Source organism: Crenobacter luteus (assembly GCF_004345725.1).
Taxonomy (GTDB): Bacteria; Pseudomonadota; Gammaproteobacteria; order Burkholderiales; family Chromobacteriaceae; genus Crenobacter; species Crenobacter luteus.
The window spans coordinates 1-22698 of sequence record NZ_SLXG01000002.1 but is presented as its reverse complement, the minus strand read 5'-3'; the positions used below and the strand labels follow the sequence as shown (position 1 = coordinate 22698).

Here is a 22698-nt window from a genome sequence, read left to right as displayed (position 1 = left end):
CTCGGGGGCGGCGCGGGCGCGCGGTCTACGGCTTCTCCTCCCAGTCGATGCTGTCCAAGGCATCGATCAGACGATCGATATCGGCCCCCTCGTGGGCCGCGGTCAACGACACCCGCAATCTGGCGCCGCCCTCGGGCACGGTAGGCGGCCGGATCGCCGGTACCCACAGCCCCGCCTCGCGCAGCCGGGCGGCACACTGTAGAACAGCTTCGTTACGACCAATGATAATGGGCTGAATCGGCGTTCGGGAAGCAGTCAAAGGCCATACTTTTGCATCGGCCGCCCGCCGCAGGCGCACAATGTGCGCCGCCAGCCTCGCCCGGCGCGCCGGCTCGGCGGCCATCACCCGCAGCGCCGCACGGCAGGCCTCGGCCACCGCCGGCGGCTGCGCCGTGGTGTAGATATAGGGTCGCGCGCGGTTGACCAGCCAGTCGACCAGCTCGCGCGAACCGGCGACGCAGGCGCCGGCGACGCCCGCCGCCTTGCCCAGCGTCGCCATGTAGACCACCAGCGGATGGCCCAGCAGGCGCGGATGCTCGTGAAGGCTGCCGCGCCCGTCGCCGAGCACACCGAAACCGTGCGCGTCGTCCAGGTACAGCCAGGCGTCGTAGCGCTCGGCCAAGGTCAGCAACCCGTCGAGCGGCGCCTCGTCGCCGTCCATGCTGTAGACCGCGTCGACCGCGATGAGCCGGGTCGCCGCCGGCGTCGTCGCCAGCAGGCGTTCCAGATGGTCGAGGTCGTTGTGGACAAAGCGCCTGAACGTCGCGCGCGACAGCTGGCAGGCGTCGTTCAACGACGCGTGGTTCAGCCGGTCGGCGAACACCGCGTCGCCGCGACCGACCAGGCTGGTCACCACCGCGAGGTTGGCCGAGTAGCCCGAACCGAAGGTCAGCGCCGCCGGCAGCCCCAGCCAGACGGCCAGTTCGTCCTCCAGCGCCTCGTGCGCCGCGTGATGGCCGGCGACCAGATGCGACGCGCCCGAACCCGTACCCCAGCGCGCCACGCCGTCGGCCATCGCCTCGGCCAAGGCCGGGTGATTGGCCAGCCCCAGATAGTCGTTGCTGGCGAACGCGAGGTAGCGCACGCCGTCGACGACGACGTGCGGACCCTGCGGCGTGTCGACGACGGGACGACGACGCAAGCGGTGCTGGTCGGCCAACGCGGCCAACGCCGCGGCGATCTGTCTCGAATTCATTTCATCAGGATCAAAATGAAAGGCGATTTATCAAGACAGCATATTAGGAGATGCTATCAGATAAATCGCCTGGTATATAAGAACAACTAAATAAGTGTCGCGCCGGCGCCTACAGCGGCGTGATGTCGAGCTTGGCCAGCAGCGCGCGGTCGAAGTTCTCTTCCGGGTTCTCGGTGGTCAGCAGCTTGTCGCCGTAGAAGATCGAGTTCGCGCCGGCGAGGAAGCACAGCGCCTGCATCGCCTCCGGCATCGCACGGCGGCCGGCCGACAGGCGCACGAAGCTTTGCGGCATCGTCAGCCGCGCGACCGCGATGGTACGCACGAACTCGGTCCAGTCGAGCGCCTCGGCGTCCTCGAGCGGCGTGCCGTCGACCTTGACGAGGTTGTTGATCGGCACCGACTCCGGCTGCGGGTCGAGGTTGGCCAGCTGCGCGATCAGGCCGGCGCGGTCGTTCTGCGTCTCGTCCATGCCGACGATGCCGCCGCAGCAGACGTTCAGGCCGGCGCGGCGCACCTTGCCCAGCGTATCGAGGCGGTCCTCGTAGTCGCGCGTGTGGATGATGTCGCCGTACTTGTCGGGCGCGGTGTCGAGGTTGTGGTTGTAGTAGTCGAGGCCGGCTTCCTTGAGCCGCTCCGCCTGGCCGTCCTTCAACAGGCCGAAGGTGCCGCAGGTCTCCAGACCGAGCGCCTTGACCGCCTCGACCATCTCGATCGCCTTGGACAGGTCCTCGTCCTTCGGGCCGCGCCAGGCGGCCCCCATGCAGAAGCGGCTGGCGCCGTTCTCCTTGGCCGCGCGCGCGGCGGCGACCACCTGCTCGACGCTCAGCATCGGCTCGTTCTCGACCGGCGTGTCGTGATGCACCGACTGCGGGCAGTAGCCGCAGTCCTCCGGACAGCCGCCGGTCTTGATCGACAGCAGCGTCGACAGCTGGACGCGGGTCGGGTCGAAGTGCATGCGGTGCACCTCGGCGGCGCGGTAGACGAGCTCCATGAAAGGCAGCGCAAACAGCGCCTCGACTTCCTCGACGCTCCAGCGCGGGGTTTCCGGGTGCAGCGTCGGCGGACGGTAAAACTGGACGGTAGCCTGTTCCATGATGTTCACATAACCTGAAGGACGAACGCGAGTGCGGCCAATGCTGAGCGATGCCTGCCGCGCTGTCAAATTGGGAGGGCCAGTTGCTGAACAAGCGCCCGTTTTTTCAACAGGACTGCCGCCTGTGCGGCCGCTACCGTGGCCGGGACGGCCTGTGCGACGGCTGCCGCGCGATGCTGCCGGCGCTCGCCGGCCCCTTGTGCCCGGTATGCGCCGAACCGCAGGCCGTCGCGCTGCCCGACGGCGCGCCCTGCGGCCGCTGCCAGCGGCAGCGGCCGGCCTTCGACGCGCTGTTCGCGCCCTACCGCTACGACTATCCGCTCGCCGAGCTCATCCATCATTACAAGTACGGCAGGGCGCTCGGCGACGGCGCCTTGCTGGCCTCGCTGCTGGCCGAATTCGCCGGCCGGACCGGCGGCTCGGCCGACCTCGTGATCCCGGTTCCGCTGGCAAAAGAACGGCTTGCCGAACGCGGCTTCAACCAGAGCGACGCGCTGGCCCGCACGCTGGCTGCTATAATCGGCGGCACTTTTTCGCCACGACTGTGTTGGCGAAAACGCAACACCGCCCGCCAGGCCTCGCTCGACCTTGCCGCAAGACGCCGCAATCTCGCCGATGCTTTTGGCGTAGAGCCCGGACTCCACGGGCTTTGTGTCGCCATCGTCGACGACGTCGCCAGCAGCGGCTCGACCCTCTCGGCGCTCGCCTCGGCCCTCAAAAAAAGGGGGGCGAAACGGGTCGACGCCTGGGTGCTCGCGAGGGCGATTTTCCCTAAAACTTGACCAAGTTTTTGATTACTTGGAACAATCCATCCCGCCAACGATGTTCACAGTTGTTCTTTTTCAGCCGGAAATACCGCCCAACACGGGCAATGTGATTCGTTTATGCGCCAACACCGGCTGTGAACTGCACCTGGTCAAACCACTCGGTTTCCCGCTCGACGACGCCAAGTTGAGACGCGCCGGACTCGACTACCACGAGTACGCCACGCTCACGGTGCACGAAGACTGGGACGCCTGTTTGACCGCCTTGGCGGGGCGACGGATTTTCGCCGCCACCACCAAGGGGGCCACCCGGTACGACCAGGTCGCCTTCCACCCCGGCGATGTGCTGCTTTTCGGTCCGGAATCGCGCGGACTGCCGGACGACGTGCTCGCACGTTTTCCCGCCGAGCGCCGGATCAGGCTGCCGATGCAGCCGAGCTCACGGAGCATGAACCTGTCCAATGCCGTCGCGGTGACGGTGTTCGAGGCATGGCGTCAGCAGGGGTTCGCCAACGGGAGGTGAGACAGTTCGCAGGTTGAGCGCAACAGCATAAGGGAGGTCTCATGCAACCTGTTTTCCGATGGCTGTGGCTTGTGCTCGTCAGTATTGTGCTGGTGGCCTGTTCCACCGTGAAACCCGCCAGCGCTAGCAATCAATCTTCGACCAAGTCGCCGAAGAAAGTCGCCGTCAAGAAGTCCAAGGGCGGTGCTTACTTCCAAAACGACGGCCCCGCCGACCATATCCCCGTCAATCTGGATCTGGTCCCGGACGCCATTCCGCAAAACGAGCCGCTGATCAAGGCGGCCAATCGCCCCTACTCCGCACTGGGCATGAGCTTTACCCCGGTCACCGACGCGAGGCCCTACAAGGCCCACGGCCGCGTGTCCTGGTACGGCAAGCAGTTCCACGGTCGCAAGACCACGTCGGGCGAACGCTACGACATGTTCGCGATGACCGCCGCCCACCCGACGCTGCCGATTCCGAGCTACGCCCGGGTCACCAACCCGAAGAACGGCAAATCGGTCGTCGTGCGCATCAACGACCGCGGCCCCTTCCACAAGGGCCGGCTGATGGACCTGTCGTACGCCGCCGCGCATCGTCTCGGCTTTATCAACGCCGGCAGCGCCGACATGATCGTCGAGCGCGTCTGGCCGGGCAGCAACGGCGACGACGTCGTCACCCAGCCGAACCGCATCCAGGAAGCCAAGGCGCAGCCGGTCTTCCTGCAACTGGGCAGCTACACCAAGCTCTCCAGCGCCGAGGCCAAGCTGTCGCAGATGCAGGACAAGCTCGACGACAGGCTCGAGCGCAAGCTGCGCATCGTCAACCAGGAAGGCGCCTACCGCGTCCGCCTCGGCCCGTTCGACAGCAAGTCGGCCGCCAACGAAGCGGCGCAGGCGATCAAGGTCAACCCGGTGCTGGCGCTGTAAGCGACCCGCCACCTTTGAACCGCAGGCCAGGGCATGTCCCTGGCCTTTTTCATGCCTTTACCACCGCAACGGTGCGCCGGATGCCGCAGCGCACCAGAACGGCCGCCGCCGCGCCCCGTCGTGGTGCGCGCGGCCGGCAAAACCGGGCAGCGAACGCGGTTTTGCCCACCAATACGCTGGCATGGACCTTGCTGCGTCCCCCGTCGAGCGCCGGCAACGACGCCGGCTTCAGGAGGACCGTCCCATGCATGCCCTGACCCTGCCCGAGCGCGGCCACTTCGACGAGATGCTGCTGCAAAGCGGCGCCGTCCGATCCCAGTACCAGGGCTTCTCCGAATGGCTGCAGGCGCAGTCGCCCGAGGTGCTGCACCGCAAGCGCGAGGAAGCCAACCAGCTGTTCCACCGCGTCGGCATCACCTTTTCCGTCTACGGCGACGATGCCGGCGCCGAGCGGCTGATCCCGTTCGACACCATCCCGCGCATCGTACCGGCCGCCGAATGGCAAACGCTCGAGGTCGGTCTCAAGCAGCGCGTGCGCGCGCTCAACGCCTTCCTGCACGACATCTACCACGACCACGAGATCGTCAAGGCCGGCGTGATCCCGGCCGGGCCGGTGTTCGGCAACGCGCAGTACCAGCCGATGATGCAGGACGTCGACCTGCCGGACCGCATCTACGCCCACATCGCCGGCGTCGACATCATCCGCCACGCCGACGGCGGCTGCTACGTGCTCGAGGACAACCTTCGGGTGCCGTCCGGCGTGTCCTACATGCTGGAAAACCGCAAGATGATGATGCGGCTGTTCCCCGAGCTGTTCGCGCGCCACGCGGTCGCGCCGGTCGACCACTACCCGGCGCTGCTCCTGGACACGCTGCGCAAGGCCAGCCGCGTCGCCAACCCGACCGTCGTCGTGCTGACCCCCGGCCACTTCAACAGCGCCTACTTCGAGCACGCCTTCCTCGCGCAGCAGATGGGCGTCGAGCTGGTCGAAGGCCGCGACCTGTTCGTGCGCGACGACCACGTCTACATGCGCACCACCGCCGGTCACAAGCGGGTCGACGTGATCTACCGCCGCATCGACGACACCTTCCTCGACCCGCTGGCGTTCCGGCCCGATTCGCTGCTGGGGGTGCCCGGCCTGATGTCGGTCTACCGCCAGGGCAAGGTGGTGCTGACCAACGCGATCGGCACCGGCGTCGCCGACGACAAGTCGATCTACCCCTACGTGCCGGCGATGATCCGCTTCTACCTCGACGAGGAACCGATCCTGTCCAACGTCGAGACCTGGCTGTGCCGCGAACCCGAGCAGCTCGACTACGTGCTGCGGCACCTTCCCGAGCTGGTGGTCAAGGAAGTCCACGGCGCCGGCGGCTACGGCATGCTGATCGGCCCGGCGGCGACGCGTGCCGAGATCGACGCCTTCCGCGCGCGGCTGATCGCCGACCCGGCCGGCTACATCGCGCAGCCGACGCTGTGCCTGTCGTCGTGCCCGACCTTCGTCGAGGGCGGCATCGCGCCGCGCCACATCGACCTGCGCCCCTTCGTGCTGTCGAGCGGGCAGGACATCAAGCTGGTCGCCGGCGGGCTCACGCGCGTCGCGCTCAAGGCCGGCTCGCTGGTGGTCAACTCGTCGCAGGGCGGCGGCACCAAGGACACCTGGGTTCTGGAGGACTGAATCATGATGCTATCGCGCACCGCCGATCACCTGTTCTGGATGGCCCGGCAGATGGAACGGGCCGAGAACCTCGCCCGGCTGCTCGACGTGAGCCTCGCCGTGTCGATGCTGCCGCAGTCGCGCGGCGGCTCGGCCGACATCGCCGCGCCCTTGGCGCTCACCGGCATGCTCGAGACCTATCTCGACCGCCACGACGCGATCGACGCCCGCCGCGTGCTGCACTTCATGGCCTACGACTCGGCCAACCCGGCCTCCATCCTGTCCAGCCTGAAGGCCGCCCGCGACAACGCGCACGCCGTGCGCGGCAAGATCACCGCCGAGATGTGGATGTCGATCAACGCCACCTGGCTGGAGGCGCGCGAGCTGGCGGCCGCCGGCGGCGACTTCCAGGGCTTCTTCGACTGGGTGAAGGAACGCTCGCACCTGTTTCGCGGCGCCACCCACGGCACTTGCCAGCGCACCGACGCGTTCTCCTTCATCCGGCTCGGCACCTACCTCGAGCGCGCCGACAACACCGCGCGGCTTCTGGACGTGAAAAGCCAGCTGCTCGGCCGCGAGGACGACGACAGCCCCGACTACCACGCGTGGAGCGCGCTGCTGCGCGCGGTCGGCGCCTTCGAGGCCTACCACGCGCTCTACCGCGACGCGCTGTCCGGCCGCCGCGTCGCCGAGCTCTTGCTGCTGCGCCCGGACATGCCCAGAAGCCTCAGGGCCTGCTTCGACGAGATCCGCAAGTGGCTCGAACGGCTCGAGAGCGACAACGGCCGCCCGGCCAAGCGGCTGGCGACCGAGCTGCAGGCGGCGCTCGCCTACAGCACCGTCGACGAAATCTTCGCCGAGGGCCTGCACCCCTACCTGACGCGCATGCTCGGCGACATCGACCGGCTCGGCGGCACGGTGCAGCGCGCCTATCTGGAGGCCGCCTGATGAAGCTCGCCATCCGCCACGAAACGGTGTACCGCTACGACAGCCCAGCGCGGCGCAGCACGCAGACGCTGCGCATGACGCCGCGCGACAGCGCCCACCAGCGCATCGCGTCGTGGCGGCTGACGCTGCCCGGCCCGGCGTCGGCCCACGTCGACGGCTTCGGCAACGCGGTGCACCTGATGACGCTGGACGCGCCGCACGAGGAGATCCGCCTGTTGGCCGAGGGGGTGGTCGAAACGCAGGGCGGCGGCTGGCACGACGACGCCGGCCGGCTCGACCCGCGCGTGTTCTGCCGCGCGACCGCGCTGACCCGTCCCGACGACGCGATCCGCGCGCTCGCGCGCGCCGCCGCGGACGCGCACCCGGCCGCGCCGCTCGACGCGCTCGCCGCGCTGTCGGCCGCCGTGCTGGCCGCGATGCCGTACACCCCGGGCCGCACCGACGCCGCCACCGGCGCCGCCGCCGCGCTCGCGCTCGGCGCTGGCGTCTGCCAGGACCACACCCAGGTCTTTCTCGCCGCCTGCCGCGCGCTCGGCCACCCGGCGCGCTACGTCAGCGGCTACCTGCTCAACGACGACGCCGACCACGCCGCCAGCCACGCCTGGGCCGAAGTCTGGCAGGACGGCGCCTGGCACGGCTTCGACATCAGCAACCAGCGTGCGCCGGACGCACACCACCTGAAGCTGGCCGTCGGCCTCGACTACCTCGACGCCTGCCCGGTGCGCGGCGTGCGCCTCGGCGGCGACGGCGAACGGCTCGCCGCGCGCGCCGACGTGCGCCCGCTGGAACAATGAAGAAAGCGAGCCCGCGATGACCTATTGCGTCGCCATCAAGCTGCGCGACGGCCTGCTGTTCGCGTCCGACACCCGCACCAACGCCGGCGTCGACCACGTCGCCACCTTCGGCAAGATGCGCCAGTTGGCCGAGCCCGGCCGCATCCGGCTGGTGCTCTTGAGTTCCGGCAACCTCGCCACCAGCCAGAGCGTCGCCAGCCTCTTGGAGCTCGGCGTCCGCGGCGGCGACCCGGCGACGAACATCCTCGCCGTCGACTCGCTATACGACGCGGCGGTTCGCCTCGGCGCGACGCTGCGCGAGGTGATCGCGCGCGACGCCCGCCCGGACGAGGGCACCGACTTCTCCTCGCACTTTCTGCTCGGCGGCCAGGTCGCCGGCGAGCCGCCGCGGCTGTTCCACGTCTACCCGCAGGGCAACTTCATCGAGGCGACGCGCGACACGCCCTACTTCCAGATCGGCGAGGCCAAGTACGGCAAGCCCATCCTCGACCGCGTGCTCGACTACGACACCCCGCGCGACGAGGCGATCAAGTGCACGCTGATCTCTTTCGACTCGACCATGCGCTCCAACCTGTCGGTCGGCGCGCCGCTCGACCTGTTCTGGCATCCGCGCGACGACTTCGCCGCGCGCGAACCGACCCGGCTGGCCGAGCACGACCCCTACCTGGCCGGCCTGCGCGAACAGTGGGGACGGGGGCTGCGGCAGGCGTTCGCGACGTTGCCGGAACCGGACTGGCTGGCGGACTGAGGGATATTTATGGATAGGGAGAGGAAAGCGCGCGGCGCGCGCGATAAAAAGCCCCGGCTCAAGGAGGATGCGCCGGGGCGAAAGGCCTCGATGGTCAGCACCAAGGCACCCGCTCAGGGAGGGAAAGCGGGAGGTGCGTAACACCTGTGGGTTTTGTCGGCGCACCCCGCGCAAAGTTCCCACGCCGGTCAGGCCAGCAACGACGAGGGCTCGGCCAAGCTAACCGGGTTGGCCGAGCCCTCGCCGCGCACCGACGCGATCAGGCCCCGTCGTCGTCGAGACCCTCGAGCAGGTCCGGCGCCGCCGCGGTGTAGGGCGCGAGCCATGCGCCGACCACGCCCTCCACCGTCTCGACGCCCTGCTTCTTCAGGCTGGAGAACAGCTGCACCGACACGCCGGGGTAGTCGGCCAGCGCCTGCTTCACCGCCGCCAGCGACTTGTTCTGCTCCTGGCGCGACAGCTTGTCGGCCTTCGACAACAGGATGTGCACCGGCTTGCCGGTGTCGCGGAAGAAGTCGAGCATCTGGCGGTCCAGATCCTTGAGCGGATGGCGCACGTCCATGATCATCAACAGCCCGATCAGGCTCTGGCGCGTCTGCAGGTAGCGACCCAGAAGCTGCACCCAGTGCGCGCGCACCGCCTCGGGCACCTCGGCGTAGCCGTAGCCGGGCAGGTCGACCAGATAGCACTCCTCGGTCTTGTCGAGCGTGAAGAAGTTGATGTGCTGCGTGCGGCCCGGCGTCTTCGACACGTAGGCGAGCCGGACATGGTTGGCCAGCGTGTTGATCGCGCTCGATTTGCCGGCATTCGAGCGGCCGACGAAGGCGATTTCGGCGCGCGTCGGCGGCAGGTCTTTCAGGTGGTTGACGGTGGTGAAAAACCTGGCGTTCTGGAAAATCGACATAAGTAGTAAGGGTACAAACGGTTGGTATAGAATAGCAGGTTTGAAATTGCCACCTATACAGATAGTTACGCATTCTTTCTCGAGGAGCGACCATGAAAGGTAAGATGCTGTTGGCGATCGCGGCTGCGGCCCTCGCCGGGGGCGCGTTTGCGGCCAGCCCGGTCTACAAGGGCGACCCGGCCAAAGGCAAGCTGATCGTCGACCAGGTATGTGCCGCCTGCCACGGCGCGGACGGCAACAGCGCGGCCTCGGCCAACCCGACGCTGGCCGGCCAGCACCAGAAGTACCTGTACGAACAGCTCAAGGCGTTCAAGGCCGGCACGCGCAAGAACCCGACCATGATGGGCATGGCCTCCCCGCTGTCGGACGACGACATGTGGAACGTCGCCGCCTACTTCAGCCAGCAGAAGGTCAAGCCGCGCGAAGCCGCCGACAAGACGCAGATGCCGCTGGGCAAGAAGGTCTACACCGCCGGCAACTTCGGCACCAAGGTGCCCGCCTGTATGGCCTGCCACGGCCCGGCCGGCGCCGGCATGCCGGACCGCTACCCGCGCCTGACCGCACAGCACGCGCCCTACATCGTCAAGCAGCTGAACGACTTCAAGGCCGGCGCCGACCGCCAGAACCAGACCATGGCCGACATCGCGTCGCGCATGAGCGACGCCGAGATGAAGGCGGTGGCCGAGTACATCTCGGGCCTGCGTTAAGCCGCCCGCGCGTGCGGCAACTTTCCGGCACGACCGGGTTCAAAGGGGAAGCCTCGAATCGGGCTTCCCTTTTTCGCATTCCAATAATATGACCGTTCGCCAGACATCCTTCCGCCACGCCCTGTACGAGCTATTGAGCTCGATGCGCTTCGCCATCGGGCTTCTGACCATCCTCGCGATCGCCTCGGTGGTCGGCACCGTTCTCAAGCAGAACGAGCCCTACCCCAACTACGCCTTCGAATTCGGCCCGTTCTGGTTCGAGGTGTTCGAGACGCTGGGGCTGTACGACGTCTACCACTCGGGCTGGTTCCTGACCATCCTCGCCTTCCTGGTGATCTCGACCACGCTGTGCATCGTGCGCAACGGCCCGGGCTTCATCAAGGACATGAAGGCCTTCCGCGAGAAGGCCGGCGACAACTCGCTGGCCGCGATGAAGCACAGCGCCGAGCTGTCCGGCTCGCCCGACGCGGCGACGCTGTCGGCCTACCTCGCGCGCCACGGCTTCCGCCACAAGCGCCACGAGCGCGACGACGGCAGCGTCGTGATCGCCGCCAAGAAGGGCTCGGCCAACAAGCTCGGCTACTTCTTCGCCCACATCGCGCTGGTGGTGATCTGCATCGGCGGCCTGCTCGACGGCAACCTGCCGCTGAAGATCGGCGAGCTGCTCGGCCGCATCGTGCCCGAAACGCGCGACGTGCCGCAGTCGCAGGTGCCCGACGAAAGCCGGCTGTCGCCGGCCAACCTCTCCTACCGCGGCAACGTGACCATCGCCGAGAACAAGAGCGCCGACGTGATCTTCCTCAACGCCGGCAAGGGTTACCTGGTACAGGAGCTGCCGTTCATCGTCACGCTGAAGAAGTTCCACGTCGACTACTACAGCAACGGCATGCCCAAGCTGTTCGCCAGCGACATCGTCGTCACCGACAAGGCCAGCGGCCGCGAGACGCCGGCCACGGTCAAGGTCAACCACCCGCTGATCGTCGACGGCGTCGCCATCTACCAGGCCAGCTTCGGCGACGGCGGCTCGCCGGTCACCTTCAAGGCGTGGAACCTCGGCCAACCGTCGCAGCCCCCTGCCACCGTCAAGGGCGTGTCGCTGGCCAGCCAGCCGCTGGAGGCGGGCGGCGCGCGCTACACGCTCGAACTCGGCGAGTTCCGCCTGTTCAACATCGAGGACACCCGCAGCGGCGAGGAGCTGGCGGCCAAGGACTTCGAAGCGCGCATGAAGGACGCGCGCGAGGTCAGGCAGGACGCCAAATTCATGAAGAACCTCGGCCCGAGCATTGCCTTCAAGCTGCGCGACGCGCAGGGCCAGGCGCGCGAGTACATGCACTACATGAGCCCGATCGAGCAGGACGGCGCGCGCTACCTGATCGCCGGCGTCAGAAGCCAGGTGTCCGAGCCGTTCGCCTACCTGCGCCTGCCGCTCGACGATGACGACAAGATCGACAGCTTCATGCGCCTATACGCTACGCTGAAGAATCCGGCGCTGTACGACGAGATCGCCCGGCGCACCGCGCAAAAGGCCGCCGCCGGCGGCGTGATCAGCGCGGACATGCAGCAGCAGTTCGAGAACAGCGTGAAGTGGATCCTCGCGCGCTTCGGCGAAGGCGGCTTCAAGGGGCTGGAAAGCTTCCTCGACGAACGCGTGCCCGCGGACAAGCGCGCCGCGGTCGCGCAGACCTACGTGAAGATCCTGCAGGGTGCGGTGATCGACGTGATGGACGTCGCGCAGGAAAAGGCCGGCCTCGCGCCGTGGCCGAAGGACGGCGCGCACTACCGCATGCTGCTGGACGGCCTGGTCGCCACCAGCGCGATGGCCGACTACCGCGCGCCGGTCTTTTTGCAGCTGACCGACTTCACGCAGGTGCAGGCGTCCGGCCTGCAGCTGACGCGCTCGCCGGGCAAGAACCTGGTCTACCTCGGTTCGCTGCTGCTGGTGATCGGCATCATCCTGATGTTCTACGTGCGCGAGCTGCGGATGTGGTTCCTGCTGCGCGACGGCAAAGTGCGTGTCGCGATGGCCTCGAACAGGCATAATCGCGAACTGGATCAAGAGTTTGCGCGTCACCGCGACGCGCTCGAGCAAGTATCGAGGGGTTGACGATGGAACTGTCGGATTCGCTGGGCACGACCCATCCGCTGAAAAAACTGACGCCGGGCGACTGGCTGTACGCACTCGTCGTGCTGGCCGCCGCCGGCGTCGCCTTCGCGCGCTACGGCGACGCGATGGACGTCTACGAGGACGCGATCCTCGCCGGCTCGACGCTGGGCCTGATCGCGCAGGGCTGGTTCTGGAAGGCCTTCCGCTGGTATTTCCCGCTCAGCGGCGCGCTGGCGCTGGCCGGCATCGGCCTGTACGAGCAGGACCTGGCGCGCGCGCAAAGCGCCTTCGGGCTCAAGTACCTGCTGTCGAGCCAGTCGGCGATCATGTGGATGTGCACGCTGTTCTTCCTCGCCACCGCCGTGTACTGGCTGGGCCTGTTGAAGCGCTCGGACCTGCTGACCCGCATCGCCTCGGGCCTGACCTGGTCGGCCGCGGTGATGGGCCTGACCGGCCTGTTCGTGCGCTGGTACGAGAGCTACCTGATCGCCCCCGACGTCGGCCACATCCCGGTGTCGAACCTTTACGAAGTGTTCGTGCTGTTCTGCCTGATCACCGCGCTGATGTACCTGTACTACGAGGCCAAGTTCGCCGCACGCCAGATGGGCGCCTTCGTGCTCTTGGTGATCTCGGCCGCGGTCGGCTTCATCCTGTGGTACACCTTCGACCGCCAGGCGCACGAGATCCAGCCGCTGATCCCGGCGCTGCAGTCGTGGTGGATGAAGATCCACGTGCCGGCCAACTTCGTCGGCTACGGCGCCTTCGCGCTGGCGGCGATGCTCGGCGTCGCCGAGCTGATGGCGCTCAAGGGCTGGCTGGCGGGCAAGCTGCCGGCGCCCGAGGTGCTCGACGAGGTGATGTACAAGGCGATCGCGGTCGGCTTTTTGTTCTTCACCATCGCGACCATCCTCGGCGCGATGTGGGCGGCCGACGCCTGGGGCGGCTACTGGAGCTGGGACCCGAAGGAAACCTGGGCGCTGATCGTCTGGCTGAACTACGCCGCCTGGCTGCACATCCGCCTCGTCAAGGGCTGGCGCGGCGCGCCCTTGGCGTGGTGGGCGGTGATCGGCCTGTTCGTCACCACCTTCGCCTTCATCGGCGTCAACATGTTCCTGTCGGGCCTGCACTCCTACGGCAGCCTGTAAACCCCGCCCCCGTCAAAAGGTTGGCCGAGCCCGCGCGCAACGCCGCGAGGGCGACCGAGCGAGGCCGCGTCGCGAGCGAAGACTCGGCCAACCTTTTCTTGCGCGCCCGCCACCGCGATCGCCCCGTCGCCATCATGCCCTGGTATCTCTACGTGCTCGAATGCGCCGGCGGCCGGCTCTACACCGGCGTCAGCACCGACGTCGCGCGCCGCTACCGGCAGCACGCGAGCGGCCGCGGCGCGCGCTTCACGCGCGCCCATCCGCCCGAGCGGCTGGTGCTGACGGTGGAGTTTCCCGACAAGTCGGCGGCGCTGAAGGCCGAATGGGCGCTCAAGCAGATGACGGCGGCGGCCAAGCGCGCGTGGTGCGCGCGCTACGCCGCCGCGGAAGGCGGGGAAGGCTAGTCGGCGACGACCAGACGGTCGCGCCCGCCGCGCTTAGCGACGTAGAGCGCCTCGTCGGCGCGGCTGAGCAGCGCCGACAGCGCGTCGTCGTCGCCGCGCCACGCGGTCAGGCCGCAGGACAGCGTCAGCGTCGGCACGCCGTCGGGCCACAAGGGCGCCATCGCGCCCGGCAGGGCGGCGCGCAGCGCGTCCAGCCGGCGCCGCGCGGCCGCGAGGTCGTGCGCGGGAAACAGCAGCAGGAACTCCTCGCCGCCCCAGCGCGCCGCGTCGCCGTCGGGCAGCAGGCCGCACAGCGCGTGGCCGAGCGCGGCCAGCGCCTTGTCGCCGGTGTCGTGGCCGAAGCCGTCGTTGATGCGCTTGAAGTGGTCGACGTCGGCGATCGCCAGCGCCAGCGGCGCGCCGCCCTCCTTCGCGTCGGCCACGGCGTCGTCCAGCCGCCCCAGCATGTGGCGGCGGTTGGGCAGGCCGGTGACGACGTCGCGCAGCGACAGCCAGTGCAAGCGGTCGTTGAGGTCGCGCAGCATGCTCTGGTAGCGGTCGCTGATGCGCATGATCTTCTCGATCTGCCGCAACTGCTTCTCGTAGCGCACCGCGTAGCTGCGGCCGCGCTCGCGCTCGGCGCCCTGGTAGCGGTCGGCGATGCGCGTCACCCGCTCGATCTGCGCCGCGAGGTCGCGGTAGCGCGCGTACAGCGCCGCCAGCGCCACGTGCAGCGCCGCCGCGTCGTGCGCCGGCGCGGCCAGCAGCGCCTCGACGCGCGTCTCGAGTCCGTCGTCGCCGTTCATGGTCGCCTCCCTCAGGCGCGCGCCAGGATGTCGAAGGGGAAGCTGTAGTCCTCGCGGAACTCGGCGGCCAGCTCGGCGACGCGCTCGTTGTCCGGGTCGTACAGCCACTCGACGCGCACGCGACGGCCGGCGTCGTGCGCGCCCTGCAGCAGGTCGAGGATGTCCATCATCGCGCGGATGCTGCTGGTATTGAGGTAGAGCAGCGACAGCGACAGCGTCAGCGGACGGTCGCTGTCGCCGAGGTAGGCGTCGACCCAGTCGATCACCGGCTGGAACAGCTCGAAGGAATTTTCCGGGTAGGAGTCGCCGCTCATGGTCAGCAGACCGGCGGCCCAGTCGGCCGCGATCGCGGGCGTGGAAGCGGTGGCGGGAATCGCAAGCGTCAGCATGTCAGTCTCGTTCAGATCACGACCCGCAGACTGAAGAAGGCCAGTCCGTCGGGCAGGGGCTTGAGGGTGGCGGTCAGCGGCGCGCTGGCCTTGCGCGCGAGGTCGATCAGGCCGAGGCCGGCGCCGGTCTTGGCGCCCGGCTCGCGCGGCGCGCGCAGCTGCGTCTTGTAGGCGGCCTTCAGCGCGGCCTTGTCGAGGCCGGACAGCGCGTCGACGCGCGCCATCAACGCGTCGCCGTCGGCCTGACGTACCGCGTTGCCGGCGCTGACGATGTAACGGCCGTCGCGGTGCGACACCACCACCGTCCCCTCGGCGTTTGCCCCTTCGAAGCCCTGTTCGCGCACGTAGTGACGAATGTTCTGCGTCAGCTCGATATAGGCGGCGAACACGTCGGTGACCGACGACGGCGACTCCTTCATCCCTTCCAGATAGTGGCGCAGCGCCTTGCCGATCTCCTCGATCAGCTCGGCCGAGAACGGCCCGTTGAAGCACAGCATGATGCCCTGACGGGTGAAGGCATCGCGCAGGAACAGCACATCCGCTTCTTCTGTCATGAAGTCTCCTCAGTGTGTCGGAGGGAGGGCGTGCCGGAAACCGAGCACGGTGATGTCGTCGCGCAGCGGCGCGTCGCCGCGGTGCGCGTCGAGGGCGGCCAGCAGCGCGACGCGCTGCTCGGCCAACGGCCGCGGCGCGAGCTCGGCCAACAGCGCGATGAAGCGCTGACGGCCGAAGCCGAAGCCCTTGTCGCCGCCGGCCTGGTCGAAGAAGCCGTCGGTCGCCAGCGTGCAGACGGCGTCCGGCGCGAGCTCGACCGCCAGGTTGCGGTGCGCGTCGGTCCGCCGCTCGGCCAGGCCGTGCGGACTGCCCGGGTATTCGACGCAGCGGCCGCCGGCGGCGACGAACAGCGACAGGTGGGCGCCGGCGAACAGCATCGGCGAGCCGTCGGCCGGCAGGTAGCAGAAGGCGGCGTCGACGCTGGTCGCCAGGCGGGACGGCGCGCGCGCGAACTCGGCGCGCAGGATCGCGTCGATGCGGGCCAGCAGCGCCGCCGGGTCGGCCAGGCCGAGCTCGGCGACCGCGAGGTCGAAGGCGGCGCGCGCGACCAGCGTCATGAAGGCGCCGGGCACGCCGTGGCCGGCGCAGTCGATCAGGCCGATCAGCCGGCCCGTCTCGTCCGCGCGGTACAGGCAGGCGTCGCCGCCGACGGTGTCGCGCGGCAGCCACATCAGGTAGTGCGCGTCGCCGAAGGCCTCGGCCAACGGCGCGGTCGGCAGCATCGCCGACTGGATCATCGCCGCGTAGCGCAGACTCTCCTCGATCGAGCGCTGCGCGCCGGCCAGCCGCGCGTTCGTCTCGGCCAGCTCACGCGTGCGCTCGGCGACGCGCGTCTCCAGCGCGCCGGTATGGCGGCGCACCTCGGCCGCCATCGCCGCGAAGGCGCGCGTCAGCGCGCCCAGCTCGTCGCGGCGCGCCGACGCCAGTTCGATTTGATAGTCACCGGCCGCCATTTTCTCGACCGAGCGGCTCAGCCGGCCCAGCGGCCGGAGCACCAGCCGGTCGAGGCCGAACGAGGCGGCCAGCGCGAACAGCGCGAGCACCGCCAGCCCGACCATCGCCAGCCGGCCGAAGAAGGCCTCGTCGAGCACGCGCGCGGCGACCGGGTCGACCGCGCTCAACACGTACCAGTCGAGCGACGGCAGGTAGGCGACGCCGACCTCGCGCGGCGCGCCGGACAGCGTCAACGGCAGCGTCGCCACCGGCGCGCCGGCCTTCAGCCGCGCCATCGCCGCCGCCAGCGCCGCGCGCTCGGCCGGCTCGGCCAACAGGCGGTCGAGCGTCTTGTCGGACCGGCTCTTGGCGAAGCTCGCGTACTCGATCTGTTTCGGGTCGGGGTGGGCCTGGATCGCGCGCCGGCCGTCGACGATCAGGTTGCCGACACCGACGCGGCCGGCGGACACGAACTCGTTCAGAAAGCGCGTCAGGTCGAGGCCGGAGCCGACCAGGCCGAGCGGCCGGCCGGCGTCGTCGCGCACGACGACGTTGAACCACACCTTGGTCTGGCCGAGCGTCGCGTCGCGGTTCACGTTCAGCGCGGCGTCGCGCACGGTGGCGAGCGTCGCGTAGTACCAGCCGTCGTCGCGCTTGCCGCGCGACAGCGTGTAGCGCGGCTGTGCGGCCGACGTCCGGTCGTCGGCAAAATAGTAGTGGCCGCTGGCGTCGACGGCGACGAAGTAGGCGCGGTCGGCGAAGGCGCGGCGGAAGCCCTCGGCCTCGGCGGCGAAGCGCGCGCGCGCGACGGGATCGGCCTCGGCGGCCAGCCAGGCGCGCGTCGTTTGCAGCTGCGCGAAGCGCTGAGCCAGCGCCAGCTCGCGCTCGATCAGCGTCAGCAGCTTCTGGCGCTGGAACAGCGCGTGCTCGCGCGCCAGCGCGGCGGCGTCGTTGCGGCGGATGGTGTCGACGGCGGCGCCGCCCAGCCACACGGCGACGGCGAGCAGCAGCGCGCACAGCGCGGCGAGCACGAGCATTGCCCTGAACCTGAGACTCACCGCCACCCCCATCGCGCCGGAATGCGCCGCCGTTTTCGTTAAACCATGCCGAATGCTGTCGAAAGCCAAAAGGGCCCCGTCGGGCAGCATAACGAGCTCATGTCAAAGGCGTCAACGTAGCAACGACCCGATGACAACAGGCCGAAAACGGGCAGCGAATCCGGCCCCGAAACGTTTATGCTTCTATCAGTTGGCGCACCGCCATCTTCACACGAGGCGACGACACGACCATGGAACACCTGAATGCCCTCGGCCAACCTCTGGGCGCGCCGATGCCCGACTGGACCCCACCGCCGCGCCCGTCGCGCGCGCCGCTCGAAGGCCGCACCGTGCGGCTCGAGCCGGTCGAGATCGCGCGCCACGCCGAAAGCCTGTTCGCCGCGAACACGCTCGACCGCGACGGCGCGATGTGGACCTACCTGCCCTACGGCCCGTTCGCGCACTACGCCGACTACCGCGACTGGCTGACCGCCTACGTCGGCAACGACGACCCGCTGTTCTTCGCCGTCGTCGACAGCCGGAGCCACGAGGCGCTCGGCCTGGCCGCCTACCTGCGCGTCGACCCCGACGCCGGCTCGATCGAGATCGGCCACCTCGCGTTCTCGCCGCGGCTGCAGAAGAGCACGCCGGCGACCGAGGCGGTCTACCTGCTGCTGAAGGAGGCGTTCGCGCTCGGCTACCGCCGCGTCGAATGGAAGTGCGACGCGCTGAACGCCGCGTCGCGCCGCGCCGCCGAACGCTTCGGCTTCACCTTCGAGGGCGTGTTCCGCCAGCACCGCGTCGACAAGGGACGCAACCGCGATACCGCGTGGTTCGCGATGCTCGACGGCGAATGGCCGGCGCTGCGCCACGCCTACCAGGCCTGGCTGGACCCGGCCAACTTCGACGAGGCCGGCCGGCAACGCCAGTCGCTCGGGGCGATGATCGCCGCTTCGCGCGGCTAGCCGCGCCGTTCGCGCAGGATACGCCACCGACATGACGCGGCGACGACAGCCCGCGACCCACCCCCGGCTGCGGCGCGGCGCGACGCAAAAAAGGCTCGGCCAACGTTGGCCGAGCCTTGTGTTTGCAAGCCAAACGACGAACGGGCCGTCGCGCGCTCGGCGCCTTAGCGCGCCAGCACGTCCGCCATCGCCGCGGCGACGTAGTCGACGTTGCGATTGTTCAGGCCGGCGACGCACATGCGGCCCGAGCGCACGAGGTAGATCGCGTATTCCTCGCGCAGCGTATCGACCTGCTCGGGCGAAAGGCCGGTGTAGCTGAACATGCCGCGCTGGCTCAGGAAGTAGGAGAAGTCGCGGCCCGGCACCTTGGCGCTCAGCACGTCGTAGAGCTTTTGGCGCATCGCCTTGATGCGCTCGCGCATTGCCGTCACCTCGCCTTCCCACTCGGCGCGCAGCGCCGGATCGAGCATCACGGTCGCCGCGACCTGGCCGCCGAAGGTCGGCGGGCTCGAGTAGATGCGGCGCACGGTGGCCTTCAGTTGGCCGAGCACGCGCCCGGCCTCTTCCTGGTCGCCGCACACCACCGACAGGCCGCCGCAGCGTTCGCCGTAGTACGACAGGTTCTTCGAGAAGGAATTGCTGACGAAGCAGGCGACGCCGGCGTCGGCCATCGCGCGGATCGCGTGCGCGTCTTCCTCGATGCCGTCGCCGAAGCCCTGGTAGGCGATGTCCAGATACGGGATCAGGCGGCGCGCCTTGACCACCGGGATCACCTCGGCCCACTGCGCCGGGGTCAGGTCGACGCCGGTCGGGTTATGGCAGCACGGGTGCAAGAGCACGATGCTCTGCTCCGGCAGCGCTTTCAGCGCGGCCAGCATGTCGGCGAAGCGCACGCCGCCGGTCGCCGCGTCGTAGTAGGGATAGTCGTGGACGGTGAAGCCGGCGCCCTCGAACATCGCGCGGTGGTTGTCCCAGGTCGGATCGCTGACCCACACCTCGCTATCCGGGAAGTAGCGCTTGAGAAAGTCGGCGCCGACCTTGAGCGCGCCCGAGCCGCCGATGGTCTGGATGGTGGCGATGCGGCCGGCCTTGACCGCCTCGTGATCGGCGCCGAACACCAGTTCCTGTACCGCCTGGCGGTAGTTGGCGGCGCCTTCCATCGGCAGGTAGGAGCGCGGCGCGGCCAGCTTGGCGCGCGCGGCCTCGGCCTTCTGCACCGACGGCAGCAGCGGGATGCGGCCTTCCTCGTCGTAGTAGAGACCGATGCCGAGGTTGACCTTGTTCGGGTTGCCGTCCTTCATATAGGTTTCGACGAGGGACAGGATGGGGTCGCCCGGGTAGGCGTCGACGTGCGAGAACATCATGATGGGGAACCGTTCTTGGGGGAAATGCGACCCCCTATGTTGACACGGGCGGCGCGGTCAGCGAAACCGCCGCGCGCTGGCCGCGCCGCGGCGCGCGTGCCACAATGCGCGCATCCCGATTCCGCGCTTTTCCGTACCGCCATGGCCCTCCGCTATCAGATCGTCCCGGTCACCCCCTTCCAGCAGAACTGTTCCATCCTGTGGTGCGACGTCACCCGCCGCGCCGCGGTCGTCGACGCCGGCGGCGATCTCGCCCGCATCGAGGCGGCCGTCGCGCGCCTGGGCGTCACGGTCGAGAAACTGCTCCTGACCCACGGCCACATCGACCACGCCGGCGGCGCGGCGGCGCTGGCCACCCAACTCGGCGTACCGATCGAGGGCCCGCAGAAGGCCGAATCGTTCTGGCTCGACCAGCTGCCGCAGCAGGGCAGCATGTTCGGCTTCCCGCCAAGCCCGGCGCTGACGCCGGACCGCTGGCTCGAGGACGGCGATACCGTCGCCGTCGGCGACGAGACGCTGCGCGTGATCCACTGCCCGGGCCACACGCCGGGCCACGTGGTGTTCTACAGCGAGTCGGCCGGCTTGCTCGTCGCCGGCGACGTGCTGTTCGCCGGCTCGATCGGCCGCACCGACTTCCCGATGAGCCGCCACGAGGACCTGATCGCCGCGATCCGCGACAAGCTGTTCAAGCTGCCCGACGACACCGAGGTGATCCCCGGCCACGGCCCGAACACCACCATCGGCGCCGAGCGCGCGAGCAACCCCTTCGTCGCCGACGCGCGTTACCGTTAAAAAACTTTCCCTCGCCGCGCCTTGCCGTTACCTTTCGTTGAAGACAATCAGCGGAGACGGTCATGTGGCGCCAGCGAGCCATCCTGTGTGCAAGCCTGTGCGTCGCGGCGTGGACGACGCCCGCCGCCGCGACGCCGCTGCGGATAGCCGTGTTCGACCCCGGCCCGCAGGACCTCGCCGTCGAGACGCGGCTGTCCGCCGCCTACGCGAAGCTCGGGCGCCGGGTCGAGTTCGTCGTGCTGCCCGGCGAACGCGCGCTGCGCGCGACGCTGGCCGGCGCGACCGACGGCGAGCTGATGCGCGTCGCCGGGCTGGAGCGCGAGCACCCGCAACTGGTGCGCGTGCCGGTAGCGCTGGCCGCCATGCAGGCGCGAATCTACGCGCGGCGCGGCTCGACCTTCCGGGCCGATGCGGGCTGGGAGGCGCTGCGCCCCTACGCGTTCGCCTACGCGCGCGGCACGCGGCTGATCGCCGAGCGCGTCGCCGGCATGCACGGCGCCTCGCCGGTCGACAGCGTCGACCAGGCCTTCGCGATGCTGGCGGCGCACCGCGTCGACCTGGTCGTCGCCGAGCGCGGCGACGGGGAGGCGAAGCTGCGCCGGCTGGGGCTCGCGCAGCGCGTCGTCGTCGTCGCACCCGCGCTCGAGACCGTCCCGCTCTACCACTACCTCAACCGCCGCCACGCCGCGCTCGTGCCCGCGCTGACCGACGCGCTGCGCCGGCCCTGACCCCGCCATGCCCCTGCCCGACGACTTCGCCGCCCAGCTCGCCGCCCAGCTCGCCGCCGTCCCCGAAGGCCGCGTCGTCAGCTACGGCCAGTTGGCCGAGCTCGCCGGCCAGCCGCGCCACGCGCGCCACGTCGGCCGCTGGCTCAAGCTGCTGCCCGACGGCAGCGGCCTGCCTTGGCAACGCGTAATCGCCGCCGACGGCGCCATCCCCGAACGCGGCGAAGGCCGCGCCGACTGGCAGCGCCTGCTGCTCGAGGAGGAAGGCGTGCCGTTCCGGGCCGACGGCCGCGTCGACATCGCGCGGGCGCGCTGGCGGCCGGAGCGCTGAGCCCGCCGACGACAAAGGCCCGCATTCGCGGGCCTTTGTCGTGCCGATGCGGCGGGAGCCGATCGGGATGCGTTCAGCCGCGCAGCCGCTGCGTCAGCCCCTTCAGGAAGTAGCGCAGCAACTGGTCGCCGCAGCGGCGGTAGTTCGCGTGCCCGGGCTTGCGGAACAGCGCGCTCAGCTCCGGCTTGCCGACCTTGAAACCGGTCGACTCGAGCAGCGCGAGGATGTCGTCCTCCCTCAGCTCGAAGGCGACGCGCAGCTTTTTCAGGATGACGTTGTTGCTCACGACCGTCTCCGGCGGCGGCGCCGGCCGGCTCTCGTCGCGGCCGCGCCGGTAGACGATCAGCCCGTCGAGAAACGCCGCCATCACCGCGTCGGGGCAGTCGCGGTAGCCCTCCTCGTCGTCCTTCTTCAGGAAGGCGGCGACGTCCTCGCGGCTCACCGCGCCGCCGACCAGGGCGACGATCTCGGCCAACCTGACCTCGCTCAGGTCGAGCATGTAGCGCACGCTGCGCAGCACATCGTTGTTCATCATCGTTGTCGTTCCAGGTCGTTGCGCCGGCGCGCCACGAGCGGCGGCCGGGGCCGCCATTGTAGCGGCTCAGCCGCCGCGCCCGCCGTTGACCTTCTGGTACAGCGCGATCAGCCTTGATGTCGAGCTGTCGTGCTCGGCGGCGCCGAGCTGGCCGGTCAGCTCGCCGTGGATGGTCTTGGCCAGCTGCTTGCCCAGCTCCACCCCCCACTGGTCGAACGAGTTGATCTGCCACACCGCGCCCTGCACGAAAATCTTGTGCTCGTACAGCGCGATCAGCGCGCCGAGGTGGCGCGGGTCCAGACGCGTCAGCAGCAGCGTGTTGGAGGGCCGGTTGCCGCCGAACACCCGGTGCGGCACCAGCGCCTCGAGCTCGGCACCGCTCAAGCCCCTGGCCGC

24 protein-coding genes and 1 pseudogene are annotated in these 22698 nt (G+C 69.2%); 15 read left to right on the top strand and 10 right to left on the bottom strand.

The annotated features are described in order from the left end of the window. Positions 1–25: 25 nt before the first annotated feature. The gene (gene bioF / locus EV683_RS01630; protein WP_131861518.1) at positions 26–1195 is read right to left on the bottom strand and encodes an 8-amino-7-oxononanoate synthase; all 1170 of its coding nucleotides are present in this window, start codon (positions 1193–1195) and stop codon (positions 26–28) included. A 109-nt stretch (positions 1196–1304) separates the two neighbouring features. Further along, the gene (gene bioB, locus EV683_RS01625; RefSeq protein WP_082824247.1) at positions 1305–2288 is read right to left on the bottom strand and encodes a biotin synthase BioB; all 984 of its coding nucleotides are present in this window, start codon (positions 2286–2288) and stop codon (positions 1305–1307) included. A gap of 50 nt (positions 2289–2338) precedes the next feature. Between bioB and EV683_RS01620 the strand changes: the two genes are divergently transcribed. The 7 genes from EV683_RS01620 (at position 2339) to EV683_RS01590 (ending at position 8627) form a co-directional block, all read left to right on the top strand. Then, positions 2339–3070, top strand: coding sequence for a ComF family protein (locus tag EV683_RS01620; protein ID WP_131861516.1), 732 nt, complete (start codon positions 2339–2341; stop codon positions 3068–3070). Between the two features lie 40 nt (positions 3071–3110). Then, positions 3111–3575: a tRNA (uridine(34)/cytosine(34)/5-carboxymethylaminomethyluridine(34)-2'-O)-methyltransferase TrmL gene (gene trmL / locus EV683_RS01615; protein ID WP_066614908.1), complete on the top strand. Its 465-nt coding sequence runs from the start codon at positions 3111–3113 to the stop codon at positions 3573–3575. A 41-nt stretch (positions 3576–3616) separates the two neighbouring features. Continuing rightward, complete coding sequence (locus EV683_RS01610) at positions 3617–4483, top strand: septal ring lytic transglycosylase RlpA family protein (protein ID WP_066614910.1); 867 nt, start codon at positions 3617–3619, stop codon at positions 4481–4483. A gap of 244 nt (positions 4484–4727) precedes the next feature. After that, on the top strand, positions 4728–6158 hold the full coding sequence (locus EV683_RS01605; RefSeq protein WP_131861514.1) for a circularly permuted type 2 ATP-grasp protein: 1431 nt from the start codon (positions 4728–4730) through the stop codon (positions 6156–6158). Between the two features lie 3 nt (positions 6159–6161). Continuing rightward, the gene (locus tag EV683_RS01600; RefSeq protein WP_207910379.1) at positions 6162–7085 is read left to right on the top strand and encodes an alpha-E domain-containing protein; all 924 of its coding nucleotides are present in this window, start codon (positions 6162–6164) and stop codon (positions 7083–7085) included. Further along, on the top strand, positions 7085–7879 hold the full coding sequence (locus EV683_RS01595; protein WP_131861512.1) for a transglutaminase family protein: 795 nt from the start codon (positions 7085–7087) through the stop codon (positions 7877–7879). Before EV683_RS01600 ends, EV683_RS01595 begins: the two co-directional genes overlap by 1 nt. A gap of 16 nt (positions 7880–7895) precedes the next feature. Beyond that, on the top strand, positions 7896–8627 hold the full coding sequence (locus EV683_RS01590; RefSeq protein ID WP_131861510.1) for a proteasome-type protease: 732 nt from the start codon (positions 7896–7898) through the stop codon (positions 8625–8627). Between the two features lie 259 nt (positions 8628–8886). On the opposite strand, the gene yihA is transcribed toward EV683_RS01590, so the two are convergent. Next, on the bottom strand, positions 8887–9531 hold the full coding sequence (gene yihA, locus EV683_RS01585) for a ribosome biogenesis GTP-binding protein YihA/YsxC (protein WP_066614918.1): 645 nt from the start codon (positions 9529–9531) through the stop codon (positions 8887–8889). 92 nt (positions 9532–9623) lie between these two features. Between yihA and EV683_RS01580 the strand changes: the two genes are divergently transcribed. The 4 genes from EV683_RS01580 (at position 9624) to EV683_RS01565 (ending at position 13891) form a co-directional block, all read left to right on the top strand. Next, positions 9624–10238 (top strand): c-type cytochrome, encoded by a 615-nt coding sequence (locus EV683_RS01580; RefSeq protein WP_066614920.1) that lies wholly within the window; start codon positions 9624–9626, stop codon positions 10236–10238. A gap of 88 nt (positions 10239–10326) precedes the next feature. Further along, positions 10327–12342 carry a cytochrome c biogenesis protein ResB gene (locus EV683_RS01575; protein WP_131861508.1) on the top strand — a complete coding sequence of 672 codons (2016 nt, stop codon included), beginning with the start codon at positions 10327–10329 and terminating at the stop codon, positions 12340–12342. A gap of 2 nt (positions 12343–12344) precedes the next feature. Beyond that, positions 12345–13487, top strand: coding sequence for a c-type cytochrome biogenesis protein CcsB (gene ccsB, locus EV683_RS01570; protein ID WP_066614924.1), 1143 nt, complete (start codon positions 12345–12347; stop codon positions 13485–13487). A gap of 134 nt (positions 13488–13621) precedes the next feature. After that, positions 13622–13891: a GIY-YIG nuclease family protein gene (locus EV683_RS01565; RefSeq protein ID WP_066614949.1), complete on the top strand. Its 270-nt coding sequence runs from the start codon at positions 13622–13624 to the stop codon at positions 13889–13891. Here EV683_RS01565 and EV683_RS01560 read toward each other — a convergent pair. Genes EV683_RS01560 through siaA form a run of 4 tightly spaced genes read right to left on the bottom strand, consistent with a single transcriptional unit; the run spans position 13888 to position 17623 of the window. Continuing rightward, positions 13888–14676 carry a diguanylate cyclase gene (locus EV683_RS01560; RefSeq protein ID WP_131861506.1) on the bottom strand — a complete coding sequence of 263 codons (789 nt, stop codon included), beginning with the start codon at positions 14674–14676 and terminating at the stop codon, positions 13888–13890. The genes EV683_RS01565 and EV683_RS01560 overlap by 4 nt on opposite strands. A gap of 11 nt (positions 14677–14687) precedes the next feature. Then, entirely contained in the window at positions 14688–15065 is a 378-nt protein-coding gene (gene siaC, locus EV683_RS01555) for a biofilm regulation phosphoprotein SiaC (protein ID WP_066614927.1), read from the bottom strand. Between the two features lie 11 nt (positions 15066–15076). Beyond that, a complete protein-coding gene (gene siaB, locus EV683_RS01550) occupies positions 15077–15619 on the bottom strand; it encodes a biofilm regulation protein kinase SiaB (protein WP_131861504.1) in 543 nt (180 codons plus the stop codon). Positions 15620–15628: 9 nt separating this feature from the next. Next, on the bottom strand, positions 15629–17623 hold the full coding sequence (siaA, locus tag EV683_RS01545; protein WP_279432272.1) for a biofilm regulation protein phosphatase SiaA: 1995 nt from the start codon (positions 17621–17623) through the stop codon (positions 15629–15631). Between the two features lie 218 nt (positions 17624–17841). Between siaA and EV683_RS01540 the strand changes: the two genes are divergently transcribed. Beyond that, the gene (locus EV683_RS01540; RefSeq protein WP_131861500.1) at positions 17842–18555 is read left to right on the top strand and encodes a GNAT family N-acetyltransferase; all 714 of its coding nucleotides are present in this window, start codon (positions 17842–17844) and stop codon (positions 18553–18555) included. 164 nt (positions 18556–18719) lie between these two features. Here EV683_RS01540 and EV683_RS01535 read toward each other — a convergent pair whose 3' ends face one another. Beyond that, positions 18720–19916: an amino acid aminotransferase gene (locus tag EV683_RS01535; RefSeq protein ID WP_131861733.1), complete on the bottom strand. Its 1197-nt coding sequence runs from the start codon at positions 19914–19916 to the stop codon at positions 18720–18722. Positions 19917–20060: 144 nt separating this feature from the next. Between EV683_RS01535 and EV683_RS01530 the strand changes: the two genes are divergently transcribed. The 3 genes from EV683_RS01530 to EV683_RS01520 all read left to right on the top strand — a co-directional run bounded on the left by EV683_RS01530 (position 20061) and on the right by EV683_RS01520 (position 21767). Further along, positions 20061–20711 (top strand): MBL fold metallo-hydrolase, encoded by a 651-nt coding sequence (locus EV683_RS01530; RefSeq protein WP_131861498.1) that lies wholly within the window; start codon positions 20061–20063, stop codon positions 20709–20711. Between the two features lie 62 nt (positions 20712–20773). Continuing rightward, the gene (locus EV683_RS01525) at positions 20774–21439 is read left to right on the top strand and encodes a type 2 periplasmic-binding domain-containing protein (RefSeq protein WP_066614935.1); all 666 of its coding nucleotides are present in this window, start codon (positions 20774–20776) and stop codon (positions 21437–21439) included. A 7-nt stretch (positions 21440–21446) separates the two neighbouring features. Next, positions 21447–21767: an MGMT family protein gene (locus EV683_RS01520; RefSeq protein ID WP_131861497.1), complete on the top strand. Its 321-nt coding sequence runs from the start codon at positions 21447–21449 to the stop codon at positions 21765–21767. Between the two features lie 73 nt (positions 21768–21840). Here the strand turns inward: EV683_RS01520 and EV683_RS01515 are convergent, their stop codons facing one another. Together EV683_RS01515 and EV683_RS01510 are read right to left on the bottom strand one after the other, a co-directional pair. Beyond that, positions 21841–22302: a YehS family protein gene (locus EV683_RS01515; RefSeq protein WP_131861495.1), complete on the bottom strand. Its 462-nt coding sequence runs from the start codon at positions 22300–22302 to the stop codon at positions 21841–21843. 66 nt (positions 22303–22368) lie between these two features. Next, positions 22369–22698, bottom strand: a pseudogene (locus tag EV683_RS01510) (glucose-6-phosphate isomerase); the annotation flags it as partial.

Excerpts from the sequence above, each read along its gene's own strand:
- EV683_RS01530 (WP_131861498.1), top strand. The coding sequence starts at position 20,061 with ATGGCCCTCCGCTATCAGATCGTCCCGGTCACCCCCTTCCAGCAGAAC.
- EV683_RS01520 (WP_131861497.1), top strand. The coding sequence starts at position 21,447 with ATGCCCCTGCCCGACGACTTCGCCGCCCAGCTCGCCGCCCAGCTCGCC.
- EV683_RS01525 (WP_066614935.1), top strand. The coding sequence starts at position 20,774 with ATGTGGCGCCAGCGAGCCATCCTGTGTGCAAGCCTGTGCGTCGCGGCG.
- EV683_RS01595 (WP_131861512.1), top strand. The coding sequence starts at position 7,085 with ATGAAGCTCGCCATCCGCCACGAAACGGTGTACCGCTACGACAGCCCA.
- bioB (WP_082824247.1), bottom strand. The coding sequence starts at position 2,288 with ATGGAACAGGCTACCGTCCAGTTTTACCGTCCGCCGACGCTGCACCCG.
- EV683_RS01515 (WP_131861495.1), bottom strand. The coding sequence starts at position 22,302 with ATGATGAACAACGATGTGCTGCGCAGCGTGCGCTACATGCTCGACCTG.
- siaA (WP_279432272.1), bottom strand. The coding sequence starts at position 17,623 with ATGGGGGTGGCGGTGAGTCTCAGGTTCAGGGCAATGCTCGTGCTCGCC.
- EV683_RS01610 (WP_066614910.1), top strand. The coding sequence starts at position 3,617 with ATGCAACCTGTTTTCCGATGGCTGTGGCTTGTGCTCGTCAGTATTGTG.
- EV683_RS01605 (WP_131861514.1), top strand. The coding sequence starts at position 4,728 with ATGCATGCCCTGACCCTGCCCGAGCGCGGCCACTTCGACGAGATGCTG.
- ccsB (WP_066614924.1), top strand. The coding sequence starts at position 12,345 with ATGGAACTGTCGGATTCGCTGGGCACGACCCATCCGCTGAAAAAACTG.
- EV683_RS01600 (WP_207910379.1), top strand. The coding sequence starts at position 6,162 with ATGATGCTATCGCGCACCGCCGATCACCTGTTCTGGATGGCCCGGCAG.
- EV683_RS01580 (WP_066614920.1), top strand. The coding sequence starts at position 9,624 with ATGAAAGGTAAGATGCTGTTGGCGATCGCGGCTGCGGCCCTCGCCGGG.
- EV683_RS01575 (WP_131861508.1), top strand. The coding sequence starts at position 10,327 with ATGACCGTTCGCCAGACATCCTTCCGCCACGCCCTGTACGAGCTATTG.
- EV683_RS01590 (WP_131861510.1), top strand. The coding sequence starts at position 7,896 with ATGACCTATTGCGTCGCCATCAAGCTGCGCGACGGCCTGCTGTTCGCG.
- yihA (WP_066614918.1), bottom strand. The coding sequence starts at position 9,531 with ATGTCGATTTTCCAGAACGCCAGGTTTTTCACCACCGTCAACCACCTG.
- trmL (WP_066614908.1), top strand. The coding sequence starts at position 3,111 with ATGTTCACAGTTGTTCTTTTTCAGCCGGAAATACCGCCCAACACGGGC.
- EV683_RS01560 (WP_131861506.1), bottom strand. The coding sequence starts at position 14,676 with ATGAACGGCGACGACGGACTCGAGACGCGCGTCGAGGCGCTGCTGGCC.
- bioF (WP_131861518.1), bottom strand. The coding sequence starts at position 1,195 with ATGAATTCGAGACAGATCGCCGCGGCGTTGGCCGCGTTGGCCGACCAG.
- EV683_RS01565 (WP_066614949.1), top strand. The coding sequence starts at position 13,622 with ATGCCCTGGTATCTCTACGTGCTCGAATGCGCCGGCGGCCGGCTCTAC.
- EV683_RS01535 (WP_131861733.1), bottom strand. The coding sequence starts at position 19,916 with ATGTTCTCGCACGTCGACGCCTACCCGGGCGACCCCATCCTGTCCCTC.
- EV683_RS01620 (WP_131861516.1), top strand. The coding sequence starts at position 2,339 with ATGCCTGCCGCGCTGTCAAATTGGGAGGGCCAGTTGCTGAACAAGCGC.
- siaB (WP_131861504.1), bottom strand. The coding sequence starts at position 15,619 with ATGACAGAAGAAGCGGATGTGCTGTTCCTGCGCGATGCCTTCACCCGT.
- EV683_RS01540 (WP_131861500.1), top strand. The coding sequence starts at position 17,842 with ATGGAACACCTGAATGCCCTCGGCCAACCTCTGGGCGCGCCGATGCCC.
- siaC (WP_066614927.1), bottom strand. The coding sequence starts at position 15,065 with ATGCTGACGCTTGCGATTCCCGCCACCGCTTCCACGCCCGCGATCGCG.